This is a genomic window from Helicobacter pylori (assembly GCF_015904775.1).
GTDB classification, from domain to species: Bacteria; Campylobacterota; Campylobacteria; order Campylobacterales; family Helicobacteraceae; genus Helicobacter; species Helicobacter pylori_DM.
This window is the reverse complement of the sequence record NZ_JADZNC010000001.1, coordinates 255,119-273,246: the sequence shown is the minus strand read 5'-3', so window position 1 is coordinate 273,246 and position 18,128 is coordinate 255,119. Positions and strand designations below refer to the sequence as shown.

19 protein-coding genes are annotated in these 18,128 nt (G+C 40.0%); all 19 read right to left on the bottom strand.

Annotated elements, in window-relative coordinates; all coding sequences use genetic code 11:
- Positions 1–67: 67 nt before the first annotated feature.
- Genes I6852_RS08155 through I6852_RS01185 form a run of 19 tightly spaced genes read right to left on the bottom strand, consistent with a single transcriptional unit; the run spans position 68 to position 18,127 of the window.
- Entirely contained in the window at positions 68–625 is a 558-nt protein-coding gene (locus I6852_RS08155) for a restriction endonuclease subunit S (protein WP_331458743.1), read from the bottom strand.
- A gap of 26 nt (positions 626–651) precedes the next feature.
- Positions 652–1,323, bottom strand: a complete 672-nt coding sequence (locus I6852_RS08150) for a restriction endonuclease subunit S (RefSeq protein WP_331458742.1) — start codon at positions 1,321–1,323, stop codon at positions 652–654.
- Positions 1,320–3,356, bottom strand: coding sequence for an N-6 DNA methylase (locus I6852_RS01265; protein WP_197291615.1), 2,037 nt, complete (start codon positions 3,354–3,356; stop codon positions 1,320–1,322). Before I6852_RS01265 ends, I6852_RS08150 begins: the two co-directional genes overlap by 4 nt.
- Before the next feature lie 30 nt (positions 3,357–3,386).
- Positions 3,387–3,962 (bottom strand): ComF family protein, encoded by a 576-nt coding sequence (locus I6852_RS01260; RefSeq protein WP_197291616.1) that lies wholly within the window; start codon positions 3,960–3,962, stop codon positions 3,387–3,389.
- Entirely contained in the window at positions 3,950–4,525 is a 576-nt protein-coding gene (gene tmk / locus I6852_RS01255; protein ID WP_197291617.1) for a dTMP kinase, read from the bottom strand. The genes I6852_RS01260 and tmk overlap by 13 nt, the downstream gene beginning before the upstream one ends.
- 3 nt (positions 4,526–4,528) lie before the next feature.
- Positions 4,529–5,002 carry a pantetheine-phosphate adenylyltransferase gene (coaD, locus tag I6852_RS01250; RefSeq protein WP_197291660.1) on the bottom strand — a complete coding sequence of 158 codons (474 nt, stop codon included), beginning with the start codon at positions 5,000–5,002 and terminating at the stop codon, positions 4,529–4,531.
- The gene (locus I6852_RS01245; protein ID WP_000780111.1) at positions 5,002–5,565 is read right to left on the bottom strand and encodes a UbiX family flavin prenyltransferase; all 564 of its coding nucleotides are present in this window, start codon (positions 5,563–5,565) and stop codon (positions 5,002–5,004) included. Before I6852_RS01245 ends, coaD begins: the two co-directional genes overlap by 1 nt.
- A 9-nt stretch (positions 5,566–5,574) precedes the next feature.
- Positions 5,575–6,231 (bottom strand): flagellar basal body P-ring formation chaperone FlgA, encoded by a 657-nt coding sequence (flgA, locus tag I6852_RS01240; RefSeq protein ID WP_197291618.1) that lies wholly within the window; start codon positions 6,229–6,231, stop codon positions 5,575–5,577.
- On the bottom strand, positions 6,228–8,273 hold the full coding sequence (gene uvrD / locus I6852_RS01235; RefSeq protein ID WP_197291619.1) for a DNA helicase UvrD: 2,046 nt from the start codon (positions 8,271–8,273) through the stop codon (positions 6,228–6,230). Before uvrD ends, flgA begins: the two co-directional genes overlap by 4 nt.
- Positions 8,273–10,807, bottom strand: a complete 2,535-nt coding sequence (locus tag I6852_RS01230; RefSeq protein ID WP_197291620.1) for a tetratricopeptide repeat protein — start codon at positions 10,805–10,807, stop codon at positions 8,273–8,275. Before I6852_RS01230 ends, uvrD begins: the two co-directional genes overlap by 1 nt.
- A 9-nt stretch (positions 10,808–10,816) precedes the next feature.
- Positions 10,817–12,064 (bottom strand): serine--tRNA ligase, encoded by a 1,248-nt coding sequence (serS, locus tag I6852_RS01225; RefSeq protein WP_197291621.1) that lies wholly within the window; start codon positions 12,062–12,064, stop codon positions 10,817–10,819.
- Positions 12,065–12,862 carry a carbon-nitrogen hydrolase family protein gene (locus I6852_RS01220; protein ID WP_197291622.1) on the bottom strand — a complete coding sequence of 266 codons (798 nt, stop codon included), beginning with the start codon at positions 12,860–12,862 and terminating at the stop codon, positions 12,065–12,067. It lies immediately after the preceding gene.
- A gap of 3 nt (positions 12,863–12,865) precedes the next feature.
- A complete protein-coding gene (locus tag I6852_RS01215; RefSeq protein ID WP_197291623.1) occupies positions 12,866–13,126 on the bottom strand; it encodes an exodeoxyribonuclease VII small subunit in 261 nt (86 codons plus the stop codon).
- 9 nt (positions 13,127–13,135) lie between these two features.
- Positions 13,136–13,876, bottom strand: coding sequence for a bifunctional demethylmenaquinone methyltransferase/2-methoxy-6-polyprenyl-1,4-benzoquinol methylase UbiE (gene ubiE, locus I6852_RS01210; RefSeq protein WP_197291624.1), 741 nt, complete (start codon positions 13,874–13,876; stop codon positions 13,136–13,138).
- A 9-nt stretch (positions 13,877–13,885) separates the two neighbouring features.
- Positions 13,886–14,332, bottom strand: coding sequence for a protoporphyrinogen oxidase HemJ (gene hemJ / locus I6852_RS01205; RefSeq protein ID WP_000395100.1), 447 nt, complete (start codon positions 14,330–14,332; stop codon positions 13,886–13,888).
- A gap of 10 nt (positions 14,333–14,342) precedes the next feature.
- Positions 14,343–14,915 carry a YigZ family protein gene (locus I6852_RS01200; RefSeq protein ID WP_041050114.1) on the bottom strand — a complete coding sequence of 191 codons (573 nt, stop codon included), beginning with the start codon at positions 14,913–14,915 and terminating at the stop codon, positions 14,343–14,345.
- Positions 14,902–16,032: an ABC transporter permease gene (locus I6852_RS01195; RefSeq protein WP_041050116.1), complete on the bottom strand. Its 1,131-nt coding sequence runs from the start codon at positions 16,030–16,032 to the stop codon at positions 14,902–14,904. Before I6852_RS01195 ends, I6852_RS01200 begins: the two co-directional genes overlap by 14 nt.
- Positions 16,029–17,117 (bottom strand): ABC transporter permease, encoded by a 1,089-nt coding sequence (locus tag I6852_RS01190; protein WP_197291661.1) that lies wholly within the window; start codon positions 17,115–17,117, stop codon positions 16,029–16,031. Before I6852_RS01190 ends, I6852_RS01195 begins: the two co-directional genes overlap by 4 nt.
- Before the next feature lie 20 nt (positions 17,118–17,137).
- On the bottom strand, positions 17,138–18,127 hold the full coding sequence (locus tag I6852_RS01185; protein ID WP_000071819.1) for an HlyD family secretion protein: 990 nt from the start codon (positions 18,125–18,127) through the stop codon (positions 17,138–17,140).
- Position 18,128 lies beyond the last annotated feature (1 nt).

The following is an 18,128-nucleotide window of genomic DNA, read 5'->3' as shown; positions in this document are numbered from 1 at the left end:
CAATCCCTTTTTAATCAAGCGAATTTTAAATTTATTGTAACACAAGCTAGCGCACTTAAAACCCCTTTTAAAATAACGAGTCTTTTTGAACGGGTGTTTCTTGGCTGATGATTTCTTTTGTGGCCTGGATTTTAGCGTTGCAGTATTGAGCCACGCCTTGAATAATTTGTTTCATCAAGGCGTTGATTAGGGTGCGCATGAAATGAAAATCAATATCCTCAAGGGTTTGAGCGTTAGCGGTGGGTTTTAGGGGTAGTTGGATTTTTTGCTCCCTAAAAGTTTTATCAATATCCCTAACCAATACGCTTAATAAAGGGCGTTTTAAGGCGTTTAAAAGCGTTGTGAAGTAGTGGGCTATGCGTAAATTAATTTTATTTTCAATTTCAGTTTTTGGCGTGATTTTTCGCATGAATTGTCCCGCATACCATGACTTTTTACGATAGAAAAAATCCATTTGTAAAAGCCCTAAACTCCAAGTAAATGGTGGGTTTAAATTTTCTGCATTGACAAATCCTGTGGTTTGCAAAACGCCTTGATTTTGAGAAGTTCTTGTAATATAATCGTAATCTTGTCCTTGAGTTAAAGCGTCTTTATTAAAGCTTAAGGTTTTTTCAATTTCAAACAAATCCCCTAATCTGAAGTGTTGCCATGTTAAGCCGCATGGGGTATTACCCCCCCCCCAGAATTATTGAAAACGTTAAGGGCGTTTTCTTCATCGCTAGAAAGGGTGGTGTTTTCTAGCCCTGTAGCTTTTAAGTAAGCCTCAAGTTCGGCGAGCCGACACTGCTCAAGTTCGGCTATGAATTTTTCCATGAAATCAAAATCAATATCCTCAAGGGTTTGAGTTTTAGCGGTGGGTTTTAGGGGTAGAGAAATTAACTCGTTTTTAACTTTATTCCACCCTGCTTTATTTGTCCATTCGTATTTACTATTATTATAAATAACTTTTGAAATAGCACATACAAAAAATAAATATTCTTTATCGTTAAGCTTTTTATCGCCAATAAATTCAATAGCGTAAGCGTCTTGTAATACGCAAAATTCATGGGGTTGGTAAAATGTAGCCCCGGTGTTAGCCCCATTAGCAGAAATTGAAATAACATTTTTTAAAACCGTGGCATTTTCTTTTGGCACAAAATTATTTAACCCTTGATTTAAAATCCCTGCAGTTAGGGCTGGTAATTCATGCGTTGGAGTTTTTTCCTTTGGTAATTGTGCAGTTTGATAAGGTAATGGCTTTATAATAATTTTTTCAAACAAATCCCCTAATCTGAACTCGCCCCACTTAATAGCGTTGAGTTGGCTACTAAGGGGGCCAATCACTTTGGGGGCGTTTGGTTTTTTAAAATCAAGCCCACTTCATAAGAAAGGTAATCGGCTATCGTTCTTTTAAAATCCTCTAATTCGGGTTTGGTGTCGGTGGGTTTATTTTGGTTCCAATCGCTCCCGTTTTTGGGGTCTATGGTGTTTTCATAATAGTCATCTTCGCTTAAAAATTTCAAACATGATTGGCCAATATGGACTAAATCCACGACTTCGTTGTAGCGCTCTTTGGCGTTATGCGTGTCTTTTAAATTGTGGCTGGCTTTGGCTTTTTTACGATTCGCTCTAGCGTAGCCGTCGTTACTGAAATTAATAAATTTCACCCTTTGCTTAGCGTCATGCTTTTCATTGACTCTAAAAACATAGATATGGGTTTGAACGCTGCTTTTACCGATGAATAAATCTAAAGGCATTTTAATGCTCGCTAAAAGCGTGTGTTTTTCTAAAATCCTTACATTGTATTCTTTGGCTTTGCCACTGCCGGCGCTTGATTGGATGATCACGCTCGCATAACCGCTTTGCATTTTTGCTAAAGCCTGCTCCACAAACACCATGCCATTACCGCTAGCGGAATAAGGTGGGTTTAAAACAAAGGCGTTAGCTTTAAATTCTTTATTATTGACTTTGCCATCAAAACCGCTCAAGCTGTTTTGGTTTAAGATTTGACTGCTCCCATCGCCCATTAAAATCATGTTTAACACCGCTAAAATATAGATTTTTTGTAATTTTTCTATGCCTAAAAGTTGCTTGGCTTTAATATGGGCGATTTTTTGCTCTAATTCCTCTGGACTAGTGATACGCTTTTTAGCGTCTTCTATCATTAAATTCATGCTTGCGACTAATAACCCGGTGCTTCCGGTAGCAAAATCCCACACGAAACTATCCTTATTGACTTTGGAGAGTCTGGCTAAAAGCGTGGCGACATAAGGGGGTGTGAGCACCACATCGTTTAATTGGTCTTGCGTGAAACCCAGCCAGCGATACATTTCATTGAACAATTTACCGGTAAAATCCGTGCTAAGACCGATTTTATAATAAATGCCCAAATTATCCACGATTTCACTAAAACAGCGCTTCAAACGGCTTTCGCCATCAATGGCTTTGTTGTCGTTTTCGTTTTTTAATAAAGGCTCTAATAAAGAAATAATGCTTTGCTTTTTTTCTTGGGGCAAATGTTTATGCTCTAAAAAGGATTGGATTTTTCTGAGCATGATGTCGCCATCTCTTTGATGGACCTCATCGCTGGATTTTAGATCTTCTTTTTTTAGGGGGGCTACCAAATTAGAGATGCCTAAATTAGCGATAATGCTTGCAACAACTAAATACAAGCGATCTTCTTCGCTTAAAGAAAGCTTTTCTTTTTTATAAATATCATTATTGAGACGAGTCAAGCAGTCTTCTATTTCTTGGTTTTTCTTTTCTCTAATGCGCTCTAAATCTTCATCGCTTAAAGAAAGGGTGTCTACTCGTTTAATAAAGTCGTTAAAATGCTTACGGCTTAAAAAGGATAGATCGCTATAACCTTGCTCGCCTTTTGAAACATCTATCCCCATGCCCAAATTGCTTTTATTCACATAATAGACAGCGATTTGAGAGCATATACCGCCCTTATTGTCTTTATAGCCTGTGATGCCTATGGCGATGCATTCAGTGTAGCTCGTGTGGTGTAAAATCGCATTAGCGTAATGTAAAGCCCCATTTAGGGCGTATTCTCTAATGTTTTTATAATGAGGTTCATGATTTTTAAAATTTTCTACCAGTTTGTTTTTGTCTAATTTAATGAGCTTATCTTTTAGCCCTTTGTATTCTATTAAAATAGGGACTCTTCTGTTGGGGTCTTGTGTGTTTAATAAAAGTTTCACATCAGGGCGGTTACCCCCTAAACCCCCATTTTTAGAAGCGTAATTTTTTAAAGCTTCATCAATTTCTTTATTTAAGCTTTCTTGCTCTAATTTGTAGTTTAGTTGGTATTTTCTCAATTCGTTGTTGAACTTATCAGCGATTAAAGGCTCAATGGATTGAACTTTATTCATGGGTATCCTTTTAAAAAACAAAATTATAACTCATTCATCCGCACTGCAAAGCGCTATCGCAAAGTGGGCTTTGATGTTTAGAGTTTTAAGGTATTTTAGGGCTTCTTTTAGGGTGGTGCCGGTGGTGATAATGTCATCTAATAAAAAATAATCTAAACTTTCATCGCCTTTGAAAGTGAAATCCCGTGGGTTATTGGCGCGAAATTCTAGGCTTTTCCCGGCATACGAAACAGCGTTAGCCGCCCTTAAAGTCCCATAAGTGGGTTTTAAATTCCCTTGACAAAAGCCTTTTAAAAGCGCGGCGGAATGCGAGTAAAAGGATTTGATTTTATCATCAATGGCGATGCCATAAAGGGGGATATTCAAGCCTTGTTCTTGCAGGATTTTCACAAATTCCGCGCCGGCTTTTTGAGAAAGCAAGGGCAAAATGCGAGAGCCAATCAGCGCGTATTTGCTTTTAATGAGCTCTTCTATTTCGCTATAAGCGTAAAAACTATACACGCTCACGCCCTCTAAAACCCTTACTTTTAAGCTTAAGGGCAGATCGTTTAGGCAATTTGGGCAAAGGGGCTTAAAAGAAAGCTTCAAACAAGTTAAACAACGCATTTTATAAAAGCGGTGATTTTTTCGTGCAAGTTTTTAGCGCTTTCTTTAGCGTTTAGTTCCAAAACTTCGCACCCGAATTTTTCTTTTAGCGCGTAAGCGTGGGTTTTGAGCTTTTGCTGGATATGAAGTAATTTTTCTATGCCTTGGTTTTCTATTTTGTCTAAACTTTTAAGGCTTAAGCGCTGTTTTAAGCCCTCTTTGTCTATCACTAAAAGAACGATTTTTGCAGGCAAGATGCTTTGAGTGGCAAGCAGGTTTAATTCTAAGCTTGAAAATTGGCTATAAGCCATGCCAGAAATCAAGCTCCTGTCGCTAATGATGAGCTTTTTTTCTTTCAATGCCGGTTTGATCACGCTTTCTGTATGCTCAGCCCTATCGCTTAAAAATAAAAACGCTCGGGCTAATTCGCTGATATTTTCATTCAAAGCGATATATCTTAAACTTTCGCCCATTCTCGTCCCCCCTGGCTCTTTGGTAAAAAGGGCGTTTTTAAACCGGTCTTTTAATAATCCTACTTGAGTGCTTTTGCCCGCGCCATCAACGCCTTCTAACACCACATACATTTTTTAAACCTTTGAAATCAAAGGATAAATTTCTTCAGGCACTAAATGGCTCGCATCGCCCTTATGCACGATAATGGATCGCACGATAGAAGAGCTGATGAAAGCGTTTTGTAAAGTGGGCATGAAATACAAGGTCTCTAATTCGTGGTTTAAGGATTTGTTCGCATAGCCCATTTGCAATTCGTATTCAAAATCGCTCACCACCCTTAAACCTCTCACTAACACCTTACAATGGTATTCTTTAGCCAGATTGGCTAATAGCCCTTCAAACGCCACGCATTCTACATTTTTAAAACTTTTAGTGGTCAGTTGCATCATTTTCAAGCGTTCATCTAAACTGAACATGGGGTTTTTAGCGCTTGAGTGCGCCACAGCGACAATGAGCTTTTCAAACAATTCGCTAGAGCGGTGGATAATGTCTATATGCCCGTTAGTGACCGGATCAAAAGTGCCTGGGTAAATGCCGATTTTTTGCATCAGTTCATTCCCCATCGTGGGTATAAGTCATTTTCTATCCCTAGGCTGTCAAACCACTTCCCCACTAAAAAATCTTGCATCGCTTCTAAAGTCTTGCTCTGGGTGTAATAAGTCATCATCGGCGGCGCAATGATCGCATTAGAATGGGCGAGTTTGAGCAAATTTTCCAACATAATAGCACTTAAAGGCATTTCTCTAGGGGCAATGAGTAAGGGGCGCTTTTCTTTAAGCATCACAGACGCGCTCCTAGAGATCAAATCCCCCCCAAAGCCATGCGCGATTTTAGCCACCATGTCCATGCTCGCTGGAATGATCGCCATTTTATGGATACCATAGCTCCCTGAGGCAATGCTCGCATGAATGTCTTGCTCGTTGAAAAAAGTAGCACTAGGCCGTAAATCTTTCATGGCGTTTTTAAGGTTGATGTTAGATTCTTCTAACGCCACGACATGCGCATTTTTAGACGCCACGACAAAAACTTCAATTTCTTTGGGTAATTTTTCTAAAAACCGCAAGGCTAGGGGTATCCCGCTCGCTCCACTGATGCCTAAAACCAATTTCATGAATGTCCTTTATAAGATTTGCGCTTTAGAGCTGCTCAACACTTTTGCTTTGAGTATTTTATTGCTTTCTAAATTTTTCGCTTGAATGATTTGATTAAGCGCGCCATTTTCTAGGGCTTTTAGGCTTATTTCTATGCTGATTTGCCCCTCTTCATACACCCCGGTGATGATGTCGTTTTTACGCACGATGATTAAGGCTTGGGTTTTATCCGTGCTTAAAAGCGTGTTAGGGGGGATAAAATTTTTCGCGCTCACTCTATCAATCGCGCCCTCTAATAAGGGGTTAGAAAGCGCGCCAAACGAAACGCGCTCTTTTTGAGTGTTGTTAGCGGTGATGTTTTCATCTTTTTTAATCGCGCTTATGCTTTTAAAAGCCTGCATGCTGCCTATCACGCTATAACGCACCGGTAGGCGTAAATTAGGCTCATTTTCCAATCTTAAAAACACGACCCCATCTTTTTTAAGCTTGTTAGAAGTGCTCAATTCATAGCTTAAAATGAAAGCGTGAGAAAAACGCTCCGGGATTTCTAAGTTAATGGTTTCAATTTCCAATTTTAAGTCTTGGTATTCTTTGAGGTAAGCTTCTTTAATCTCTGCTTTAAGCGCGTTTGAATCCAGAGCAAATAGCGCGTTTAAACAGATAAAAAAAAGGATTAAAATTTTCAAAACTCGTTATCCACTTTTTCCACAAATTTTTCTGAGATTTTATCATAGACATTCCCTCCGCAATTGATTTTCAAGCACAAACCGCTCAAGCCTTTTTCTACGCCTAAAACCCTCCCGGTGCCAAAAATCTTATGTTTGATCAAATCCCCCACTTTAATGGGCGCGTCTTTTTGGTGATTTTGTTTAGGGGTTTGATCGGTTTGGAGCAGCTTGGCTTCTTCTAAAAACACAGAGGGCGAGCAAGAAATTTTCCTCCCAAAATACGAACGCTCTTTGACATAAGAGAGCTGCAATCCTTCTTTAGCCCTAGTGATCGCCACGTAAGCCAAGCGCCTTTCTTCTTCCAAATCGCTTTCTTGATTGAACCCCCTATGCGGGAAAAACCCTTCTTCTAACCCGATCACAAACACATGCTTAAACTCCAATCCCTTACTCATATGCACGCTCATGCAACTCACTTTTTGCGCGTTTTCTGTATTATGGACATCCAGCGCGCTTTCATTCAAAAAATCCAACAGAGAATGCGTGGGGTTAGTTTTAAAACGCTCTTTCACTAAACTTAAAAGCTCTTTAACAAAACCCTCTCTTTCTTCGTAATTGTCTTCTTTTTCATAGCTTTTTAAAAGGTTAGTTTCTTCTAAAAACCGCTCGCAAAACTTCTCTACTGAAATTCCAAAAGCCTCCCTCAAACGCCCTATCATGGCCATGAATTTCTTTAAAGCGTATTCGTTTTTAGGGTTGAGTTTGTCTTTAAACGCCCCAATTTTTAGCGCTTCTTCTAAATCCAAACCCTCTTCATCTAAAAGAGAAAAAATCCATTCTTGAGTGATCTTGCCAAGGCCTCTTGGGGGCTTGTTTAAAACGCGCTTAATAAAAAAGCGATCGTCTTTTTTCGCCACTACATGCATGAACGCCAAAGCGTCTTTAACCTCAGCTCTTTCATAAAAACTCACTGCACCAATGAGCCTATAAGGGATATTCAAAGCGTTCAAGCTCTCTTCAATGCTACGGCTAAGCCCGTTTAAGCGGTACAAGATAGCGATATTTTCTAAATTCTCGCCTTTCTTTAAAAGGGCTTTGATCTGATAAGCCACATCCAAGCTCTCTTCTTTTTGCGTGGGGTATTCTTTACAAATCACGCTTTTGTGCGAGCCTTTGAAACTTTGAAGCGTTTTAATGTGGCGGTGTTGGTTATGGCTGATGAGAGAGTTAGCGCACGCTAAGATTTCAGCGCTAGAGCGGTAGTTGGTCTCTAATTTCACTATTTTAGCCCCTTTAAAATGCTTGGAAAAATTTAAAATGTTAGAAATATCGGCCCCCCTAAAACCATAAATGCTCTGATCGTCATCGCCCACCACGCACAAATTATGGTGCGTGCAACTCAATTGTTTTAAAAATTCTAATTGTAAGGCGTTCGTGTCTTGATACTCATCTACCATGATGTAATGGTAGCGTTCGCTAGTCTCTTTGGCGAGTTTTTCATTATCTTGTAAAATCTTAAGGCTTAAACAAAGCAAATCGTCAAAATCCACTAAATTGTCTTTTTTGAGCGCGTTTTGATAAAGCTCATACGCTTTATAGCATTCGCTATCTTGCATGCTCAAATCCATCATGCCGTTTTTGATTTGAGAAATATTGGCTCTAAAGTTTGAAATTTTGAGCTGTTTGCAGAGCGTTTTCACTTCATCGCTATCTAGCACCGAAAAATCGCACGCCCTTTTTAAAAGATTCATGTGTTGCCTTAAAAACAGCAAGCCAAAACGATGGAAAGTGCAAAGCAAGGGGGGGATAAGGGCTTGGTTTTTCAACAATTTCAAAGCCCTTTCTTGCATTTCTTTACTCGCTTTATTGGTGAAAGTGAGCGTTAAAGTGTTTTCGCTAGGCACGCCACAAGCGCCAATCAAATACGCTAAACGGCTCGTTAAAGTTTTAGTCTTACCGCTCCCAGCTCCCGCTAAAATCAATAAAGGCCCTTGAATGTGGCATGCAGCGATTTTTTGCGCTTCGTTCAAATTGTCTAAAATGCTTTTTTCAAAACCCATTATTCTAAAAACTCGCCCTTTTCTTCTTGATTCAAACGCTCTTTTAAAAGGTTGGTATCAATTTCAAAATCAAAATAGGGCGAAGAAAAATCAGAGGTTTTAATGGCTAAAAAATGGTTTAATGCTGATTTCAAGTCCCCCTTTCTTTGATACAACAACCCTAAAGCGTAACGGATATTTTCATTATTCGGATCGTCTAATTTCCCCAATTCTAGCCATAAAGCGGCGTTATTGTAATTGCTTTGCGCGATATAAGTCAAACCCGCTAGGATTTTTAAACGCACCTCATTATCCTTAAGCCCGCTAATTAAGTTTTGATACAACGCGCTCGCTTTTTCATACTGGCCTTGAAACAAACTCACTAGCGCTAAATTTTCTAACCAATCGTTAGGGGCTTCGCCCTCTTCTAAACTGGCGATTTTTTGCTCTAATAATCTTTCTTGGTGATCCAAATCATTGACCATAAATCCCATGTAAGTGTAGAAATGACGCCCTAAAATGGGCCCTTGCATGGTTTGATCCCAACTGATTTTACGCGAATCTAAAAGGGTGTAAATGCTTAAAGTGTGGCGGATACTCGCATCATAATACGAGACGATTTCATAAAAGATATTAGAGATGAGATCTTTAGGGAGCATTTTTTTTAAATTCCCAAAAGATTGCACCATCAATTTTTTATCCTTGCTCTCTTTAGCGAACACCGCTTCTAGCGCGTAATAAAAAGGGAGTTTTTTAGGGGCGTTTTTAAGCCAGTCCATATCCCAATTGGTGCGGTAATTCAAATAAGCGATGAGCGAAGAGAGTAAAGCTTTTTGCGTGGGGCTAGAAAAATCCTGACTGTAAAAATTCTCTGTGATTTCTCTTAAAAACTCCGTGGTGTCTTCGTGGGTGAAATGCGAGGCTAAAATCGCAAAAACCGCGCTCAAATAATCCGCAGAATTCAAATGAAAAGCCCTTAAAAAATGGAAATAAGCTTTGTGGTAATTTTCCAATTGCGCATAAATCAAGCCCGTATTATAATGGAGGAGCGCGTTATTGGGGCTGTTTTTTAAAGACAAATCAAAAAAAGAAAGGGCTTTTTTTAAGCGCTTGTTTTCTAACGCTTTCAACCCTTTGAGCGCGTTTTTATCCGCTATCGCCATCAAACGCCCTCTTTTAAAAGCAAGGCTTGCCCCCTCTAAATCCTTTTTTGCATCAGAGTCTAAAAGAAACAGCCCCTCTTCAATCACGCCTAAGGTTTCTTTAGAGTCTAAAACCTTAAAAGGGGCGTAATAAAACAGCAAGCGGTAGATAAAATCCCTTTTACCTTCAAAATATTGCGTGTTCCAAAAACGCTCTTTGGCCCTTTCTTTATCCAAAAAAACAGGGTTTATCGTGGGCTTGATGGGGTAAAAAGAGTTGGCTAATAGCGTGTCTTCTTTTGTGTGGCTGGCTAATTTTAAGGCTTCGCTCGCTTTAAGAGTGTCGCCTTTTTTCAAACTCACCAATTCCAAAGCCATTAAAGCGTTTAAATCTTTAGGGTAGTTGTGCAAATAATGCTGCAAATGCTCCAAAGCATGCTTGTAATGGCCCAAACGGGCCTGCAAAAGCCCTAAAGCGAGCTCATCTTGGGCGTTTGCGCTTTTTTGTAATTGCTTGTAAGCGTTCGTTTCATCTTTAAACATCAAAAACAATTTAGACGCTAATCGCGCGTTAGGCTTTAAAAAAGCGTTGGAATTAGGGTGCATTAAAGGCGAAAGGGCTTCAAAATACTCCCCGGCGTAATAGGATTTGAGCGCGTAAGCGTAGGAATAAAAAGACTTTTTATAGTCTTTATACAAAGTGTCTCTCACAATTTTTAGATAATGATAATACAAATCCTCATCTTGCAAATGATAAGCGCTCACTAACGCATCAATCGCGCTCACGCTCGCGTTTTCTTTAGAAGCGATGCTAGAATCAAACAAATCCAACGCCTCATTAAAGTCCTTTTCCTTAAACTTAATCACCCCTAAATTATGGCTCGCAATCCCTTGCGAAAAAGAAGCGGCTTTGTCAAACAGGTGTAAGGCTTCATCTTTTTGCCCTTGCTCATACAAAAGGCTCGCTTTTTTCATGATCGCATCCACTTGATTTTCATCGTTTCGTTTGAGAGAGTCCTTGCCGATTAAATCGGGTAAGTCTAAATTCTCTATTTGCCCCTCGGCTTGTGTGTTGTTAGCGTTGTTGGTGTTATTAGGCGTTTCGTTATTGGTGGTGGCGGTATTAGTTTGTAAAGAAGCGGGTTGGCTTTCTTTTTTATGCCCTAGCAACAAACTCAAAGCCACAATGAGCGCGATGAGTAAAAGCAATGCTCCAAGCGCGATATAAAGCTTTTTTTTATTGTGTAAAATCTGTTTAAAAAACTCTTTAGAACTTTTGATTTTATTGAGCGTCTGCTCCAAAGCCTGCTTCAAAGAGGGGATTTTAGAATGAATGCCCTTTAGGGGGGTTTCTTTTTCGTTTTTGTTTTCGCCCCCTTTTTCTTCTAATGAATTTTGCTCTTCATTCAGCACAAACTAGCCTTAAAGGTATTTTTCTAACGCCTTAGGAATGTGGATGCTCCCATCCGCTTGCTGGTGGTTTTCCATTAAAGCGACCATCGTCCTGCCTACCGCTAAAGAAGATCCGTTTAAGGTGTGCGCTAATTGGTTTTTTTGATTTTCTTTGAAGCGGATTTTGGCGCGCCTGGCTTGAAAATCCCTCGTGTTAGACACGGAGCTGATTTCTCTGTAGCAATTTTGCCCAGGCAGCCACACTTCAATATCTATCGTGTTGCTCGCGCTAAAGCCTAAATCCCCACTGCACAATTGCACGAACCGGTGCGGTAATTCCAAAGCCATTAAAATTTCGCTCGCGCTCTCTAGCATATGCTCTTGCATGACATCGCTTTCTTTAGGGTGCGTGATAGCCACAAGCTCTACTTTATCAAATTGGTGTTGTCTTATCATCCCCCTTGTGTCCTTGCCCGCACTCCCTGCTTCGCTCCTGAAACAAGGTGTGTGCGCGGTCATTTTAATGGGGAGATTTTCAACGCTAATAATGGTGTCGTTGTATAAATTGGTGAGCGTTACTTCAGCGGTGGGGATCAGATACAAATTTTCATTTTCTATTTTGAAAACATCTTCTTTGAATTTGGGTAATTGCCCGGTCCCAAAAAGCATTTTTTCATTCACTAACGCCGGCGTGTAGATGATTTCAAAGCCATTTTTTTCATTAAAATCCAGCATTAAATGAATGAGCGCGCGATAAATTTTCGCCCCAAAACCCCTAATGACAGAAAAACGGCTTTTGGCGAGTTTCACGCCGCTTTCAAAATCAATCCAGCCATTTTGTTGAGCGAGTTCAAAATGCTCTTTGGGTTTGAAATTAAAAACCCTTGGGGTTAAGATTTTTTTAATTTCTATATTGTATTCTTCATTCACGCCTAAAGGGGTTTTTTCATCCACTAGATTGGGGATTATGGAAAGCTTTAAATCTATTTGTTGCTCCAATTCGCCCACGCTTTTAGAAAGATCATTCAGTTTGATTTTATTGTTTTCTAGCTCTTTTTTGAGATCGCTTGTATCCACTTTTTGAGCCATTTTGATACCAAATTCTTTAGAAACCTTGTTTTGAAAGGCTTGCAAGCCTTCCAATTCAATGAGTTGCTTTTTATAATGCGTGATGACTTCGCGCAAACGCTCCAACTCATCACCCATCGCATCGTTACGCTTTTTTAAAGAAAGAGCCACCTTGTCAAAATCTTGCAACAAAAGTTTTCTATCAATCATTCAACCCTCTTTAATCGTTCTAAAATGCCACAATTTAGCCCATTCGTCTATATCGTTTTTATCCATTTGAGCGCTCAAAGCCCCCATTTTACCCTCTAAAGAATTTTCAATAGCGCCATTAGGCAAGGCCACAAAACTATCCCCATAAAATTTCCACAAAAATTCGTTTTTTTGATTTTCTTCTACAATGATTTGGCGATACGCTCCGATCCTATTAGCCCTAACCACCACGCAAGAAGCGCAAAAAGCGCGCATCTGGCACAAAAGCCGCCACCTTTCATTGGATTCAAAAGTGGCCACGCTGCTTAAAAGCACCACATCCACGCCCTGATTTTTAGCCTGAACCCATATTTCATCAAAATGCGCTTCAAAGCCAAACAAAGGGGCGATTTTTAAGCCGTCTCTTTCAAAGACGAGCAATTCTTTAAAAGCGCTTTTCTCATTGTCAAAAAAGCTCTCTTCATCCCAGTGAGGATAGGGAATCAGGCGTTGTTGCATGTAATACTGGATATTTTCCTTAGAAATGAGGGCGATTTTTTTATAGATTTTAGAACGTTCTTCTAAAAGCACCGGGGCTGAAACAATCAAATCTAATTCTTCGCATTTTTGCGATAAAAACTCAACTGCTCGCGCAGACTGCGCGTTGATTTCATTCACATCTAATCCCATGTTATGGTGGAAAAAGGGGTTGATCACGTATTCAGGCAACACCACCACGCTTTGCTTGGGCATGGAGTTGAATAAGGATTGCATGAGGGTTTCTTCAAAAGACTCTAGCTGTAAAGCAAACACTCGCATCCTTTAAGCCTTTTGGTCTGTCGTTTGGAGTTTTTCATGCTCTAAATAAGCGTTTTCTAAGAGCTTTTGAGCCAAAAACAACTCTTGCATGGCCGTTTTATACAAATCCATCCCGTCTTTTAAGGATAAATTGGGATCATTCAAGCGATCTATGGCTTGCTCTAGGGAATGAACATGCTCTTCAAAGCTTTTTTTAGGGGCGTTTTTAGTATTTTTAGCGTTTTTTGGGGGGGCTTTTTCGGTTTCAAATAATTCATCTTGCATGACATTCCTTTAGCTTTTTTTAACAAGCATGGTCGTTGAAATTTGAGCGATAGAATCTTCAGTTCTTACAATCTCAAACCCTGCGTTTTTTAATTCATGTTTCAAGCCCTCCAAACTCAAAAACCCCTCAATGGATTGCGGTAAATAAGAATAAGCACCATAATTTTTACTGATAGCCCCTCCCACTAAAGGCAAAACCTTATTCGTGTAAAACCCTGAAATTTTATCCAGCCATGTGGGGTTGTCTTTTTTTAAAAATTCTAAAATCACTAAAGCGCCCCTGGGTTTTAACACCCTAAAAAACTCTTTTAAGGCCTCTTGTCTTTCCACGACATTACGCAAGCCATACGCAATGGAGAGGATATCCACGCTGCTATTTTCAACGCCCTTTAAATCTTTGGCTTGAGCTTGGATGAAAGAAACTTTGTTTTCAAGCTCTTCACATTTTTTAATGGCCAATTCAAGCATGTTATTAGAGGGGTCAATCCCCAAACATTCCTTAAACTCTATGCCGCAATTGAGAGCGCTTTTTTGCCAAGCTATAAGCATATCCCCCGTCCCGCATGCCACATCTACAAGTTTCAAAGCTTTCTTATTCTCCAAAAACAAAAACGCATGCTCGCAAGCCCTTTCTCGCCATTTAACATCTAAACCAAAACTCATCAAGCGGTTGGCTTGATCGTAAGAGCTGGCTATATCATCAAACATGTTGATGATTTTTTCTTGCTTGAGGTGCTTTTCTTTTTTCATGGCTTGTCTTTAAAAAGGCTTGACAACCACTAAAATCACAATGAGAATCATTAAAATCGTGGGTATTTCATTAAACACACGATAAAACCTTGCGTTTCTTCTTGTGGGGTCTTTTTCTAGCTCGCGCATGCATTTTTTGCAATAAAAATGATAGGCTAAAAGTAAAACCACTAAAGCCAATTTAGCATGCAACCAACCCCCACTTTTAAAGAGCGTAGGCTCTATCAACAGCATTAAAATCCCTGTGATAAGCGTGAAACCCATGGCCGGTGAGGCGATAAAGGAATAAAGCTTTTTTTCTTGGATTTTAACCACTCCTACAAACTCTTTTTTATGCGCGTTTTCTGCATGATAGACAAAAAGGCGCGGCAAATAAAATAACGCCGCCATCCACGAAATGACCGCTATCACATGGAAAGCCTTAACCCATAAAAAATACCCGCTCAAAAATTCCATACCACTCTCCCTAATTTATTTTATTTTGTTGTAAAAACGCTTGCAAATTTTCTCTTTCGCCGCTGATTTCCACTTCCACGCTTTGGTTTGAAAAATTCTTTTTGCTTAATTGTAAGCTAAATTTCTTAATTTCACGCTGAAGAGCGTCTAATTCTTTGTAAGAATAATGAGCGCTTAAAGTTTCCAACTCCACAAAATCCTTCAAAGCGTTTTCTTTTTGAGCGTTTTCTACGCACAATAACGCGCTCTTAGCATAAGCCTTCATCAAGCCCCCCACCCCTAAAAGCGTGCCTCCAAAATAACGCACGCTCACTAATCCTATATTGATCAAACCCTCTCGCCTTAAAACGCTAAGCACAGGCATGCCTGAACTCCCCTTAGGCTCGCCATCATCGCTAAAACCCTCCGTGATTTTGCCCTCTAAAGAATAGCGGAACGCCGTTACAAAATGCGCGGCTTTAAAATGCTCTTTTTTCAATTGCAAAAGAGTTTTTTCAAAATCATCAAAAGGCATGAGATAGCCTAAAAAGCGGGACGCTTTAGTCTGGTGCTTGGAGGTGATAAGGTTTTTAAGCGTTTTCACAAGCTTTCTTTAAAGAACTGAGTTTAAAGACACTCCCTATAAAACTCGCAATAAAAATCGCAATAAGCGCATAAAAATGCACAGAAACATCTATAAATTCCGCATGCATTTGATTCAATCGCCCTAATAAACTGATCCCATGATAAGCTGGCACTATTTGAACGAAAACCTGTAAATAAGAGGGCAAGGATTCAAAAGGCCACACAAAACCCATCATAAAAATCAAGGGCAAAGAAGAAATCAAAACGATTTGAGTGGTGTGGGCTTCATTTTTAATCCATGCGCCTAAAAACGACCCCAAACTCAAGGTTGCAAGCATGAAGATGGAGCTATTCAAAAACACCATTAAAGCGCTTCCATGCCGTTCGATCCCATAAAAAGAAAACAGCGCCCCAAAATACAACAAAACAAAAACGCTAAACGCTGCCATAAACACCAAGAGTCTTGCGCACAGCCTTAAAGCGATTTGCTTTTTATCTAAAAGGGCTAATTCCAAATGCCTGGAGCTAGTAAACATGCTGCTTGCAATGAGCATCACCTGGTGCAAGATGAAGATAAACACGCTAGAGAGCGCGTAATTCAAATACCCCTCACTAGGGTTATACAAAGCGATAGGCTTAATCTTAATCCCATCTGTCCCTAATTCAGCTTCTTCCATTTGGGCGTTGCGTTTGAACCTTATTTCATCGTTTAAAGCGTTGATACTTTCCACCACCGCATTCGCTAACGCGCCATAAATCAAAAAGTAATTGGCGTTCGCATAAAAATCTATCGTTACAGGCACTTGTTTATGGATATTGGCTTCAAAATGCGAAGGGATATGCAAGATCCCATAAATTTTTTCTTCTTTTAAAAGCTTTTTGGCTTCCAGCATAGAGGGGCTAAAAAAAGCGATTTCTAACTCGTTGGAGCTTTGCGCCATGAAGGCTAATTGCCTAGAAAGGAAGGAGTTGTCTTCATCTACAAGGGCGATTTTTTGCTGCGTTACGATGTCTTTCAAATAAGGCAAAGGGTATAATAAGCCATAGATTAAAGGAGCACCTATAAGGATCAATAAAACGCCCTTATGAGAAACAATGGCTCTTAACTCCATTAAAAGGATTTTAAAAAAATTCATGCGCTAGCCTTGTCTTTTTTAAAAGAAAAATAAAAAACCAAAAGCCCTAAGACTAAAAAGATTAAAAAGAACAAAAGGGGCATTAAAGAATTTAAAGATTTCGTTAAATCCGTCTTATAATAAGCCTCTTGTAAAAAGAATCTCATAAAATGGCTAATAGGCAAGCAATGGCTCCAAAAATCCCCAAAAATTTCCATGTTGTTTTGCGGGTAAGTCACCCCAGCAAACGCAAAGCTTGGAGCGGTATAGACCCCAATCGCACCCGCAGTTTCAATAACGCTTTTTGAAATGCCATAAACTAGCACCACAAACCCGCTCATAATGAGCGTCATTAAAACTACCGCCAAAAAGACCAACAACAAATGCGCATAATTCCCCTGCATGCCAATGAAATTAAAATAAAACGCCATGCCCATCCCCCAAAAACTAAACACGCACGCATTCGCCAAAATACTGATCAAAAGCTCGCGCATGTTAGAGGTTTTTTGAATGAAATTGAGCATGCCAATCGCAATGAAAATAAGCCACATGCAAGGCAGCATCACGCTTAAAAGGTATTGCGTGTAATTGTTTTCTTCATTGTATAGGGCATGCAATTGCAAAACAATAGGCATTGCTTGGGCTTTAGCCAAAATCAAATTGGAATCTCGCACTAAAGCTTTGGTGGCTAAGGTTTTAGCGTCTAAAGTCAAAGCGGTTTGTAAGAAGGCGTTTTTGAGCGTTTTCCCCACCAAAACATACTCAGCGTTATAATAAAAGGGCAAATCCACCTTTCGCCCCATTTTGATTTTTTTCTCTAAATCTCTAGGCAAAACTAACGCCCCATACGCTTCAGCGGAGTTTAAAAAGCGTTTGGCTTCTAAAAGGCTAGCCACTTGGTATTTGATTTGAAGCGCGCTCGTTGCACCTAATTCAAACGCCACTTGATGGCTTGTCGTGGTTTTATCCAAATCCACCACCACGATAGGGAGCTGTCTTGGGATTTCTTGTTTAAAGATTTGCGTGCCTAAAACCCCTAAACAAAAAGGCAATATAAAACACACGATAAACAAGAACTTGTCTTGTAAAACCCATGCGCTTATCAATTTGAACAAAACAATCCTTTCTAAGGTTTAATGGTAACTAACACGCTCATCCCTACCCTAAAATTTTCCAGCTCTTCTAAGGGTATGGCCTCCACTTCATAGCTTTTCATGTCGTAAGTGTTGGAATTATTCGTCGCTTTCCAGGTCGCAAAATCCCCCATCACGCTCAAATATTTGACCCTAAATTTCGCGCTTTTTTTCAACGCTGGGATATAGCCTTCAAATTCCTTGCCCACTTTAAACTCGTTCAAATACTTTTCAGGCACGCTGATTTTTAACCAACTATCCTTTAAATCTATCATGAGCACCACAGGAAAGCCCTTAGGGCTAAGCTCGCCACCGCTTAAAAGCACGTTACTCACTTCCCCGTCAATTGGGGCTGTCGCTTTGACATCTTTTAAATAAGACTCCACTTCATTCACTTGCCCTAAAGCCGCGCTCTCTTTAGCCTTAGCAGCAATCTTACTTTCAGAACTCGCCCCCCCTAAAGCCATTTTATACTTTTGGTAAGCCGCGCTCTCGTTGTATTTGGTGCTTTCATAGGCCGCATAGGCTTCATCGCGCTTTTGCAAACTCGCCACGCCGTTATCATACAAATCTTGAACGCGCTTATAAGTCTCTTTGGCTAGAGTCGCTTGGGATTTTGCCGCTTGCCAAACGTCTCTTGCAGAATTGATCGTTTCGTCTCTTGAGCCTCTTTTGACTTCATCGCTAAGCGCTTTAGCGGCTTTATGCCCGGCTTCAGCTTGAGCGAGCTTGGCTTCTAATTCAGGGCTAGAAATGCTAAAAACCAAATCGCCCTTTTTAATGTGATCGCCTTTTTTAACAAACACCTTTTCAATGCGCCCAGGGACTTTGGAACTCACGCTGTATTCTCTGGCTTCCAAAAACCCTTGCAACACTTCAGCCTTAGGGCGATAAGCTAAATAAAAAAGCACGATTAGCCCTAATAATAAAGCCCCACCCCCTGTAAGAATCGCTTTATTTTTATCCAACATGCTGTTTGACATG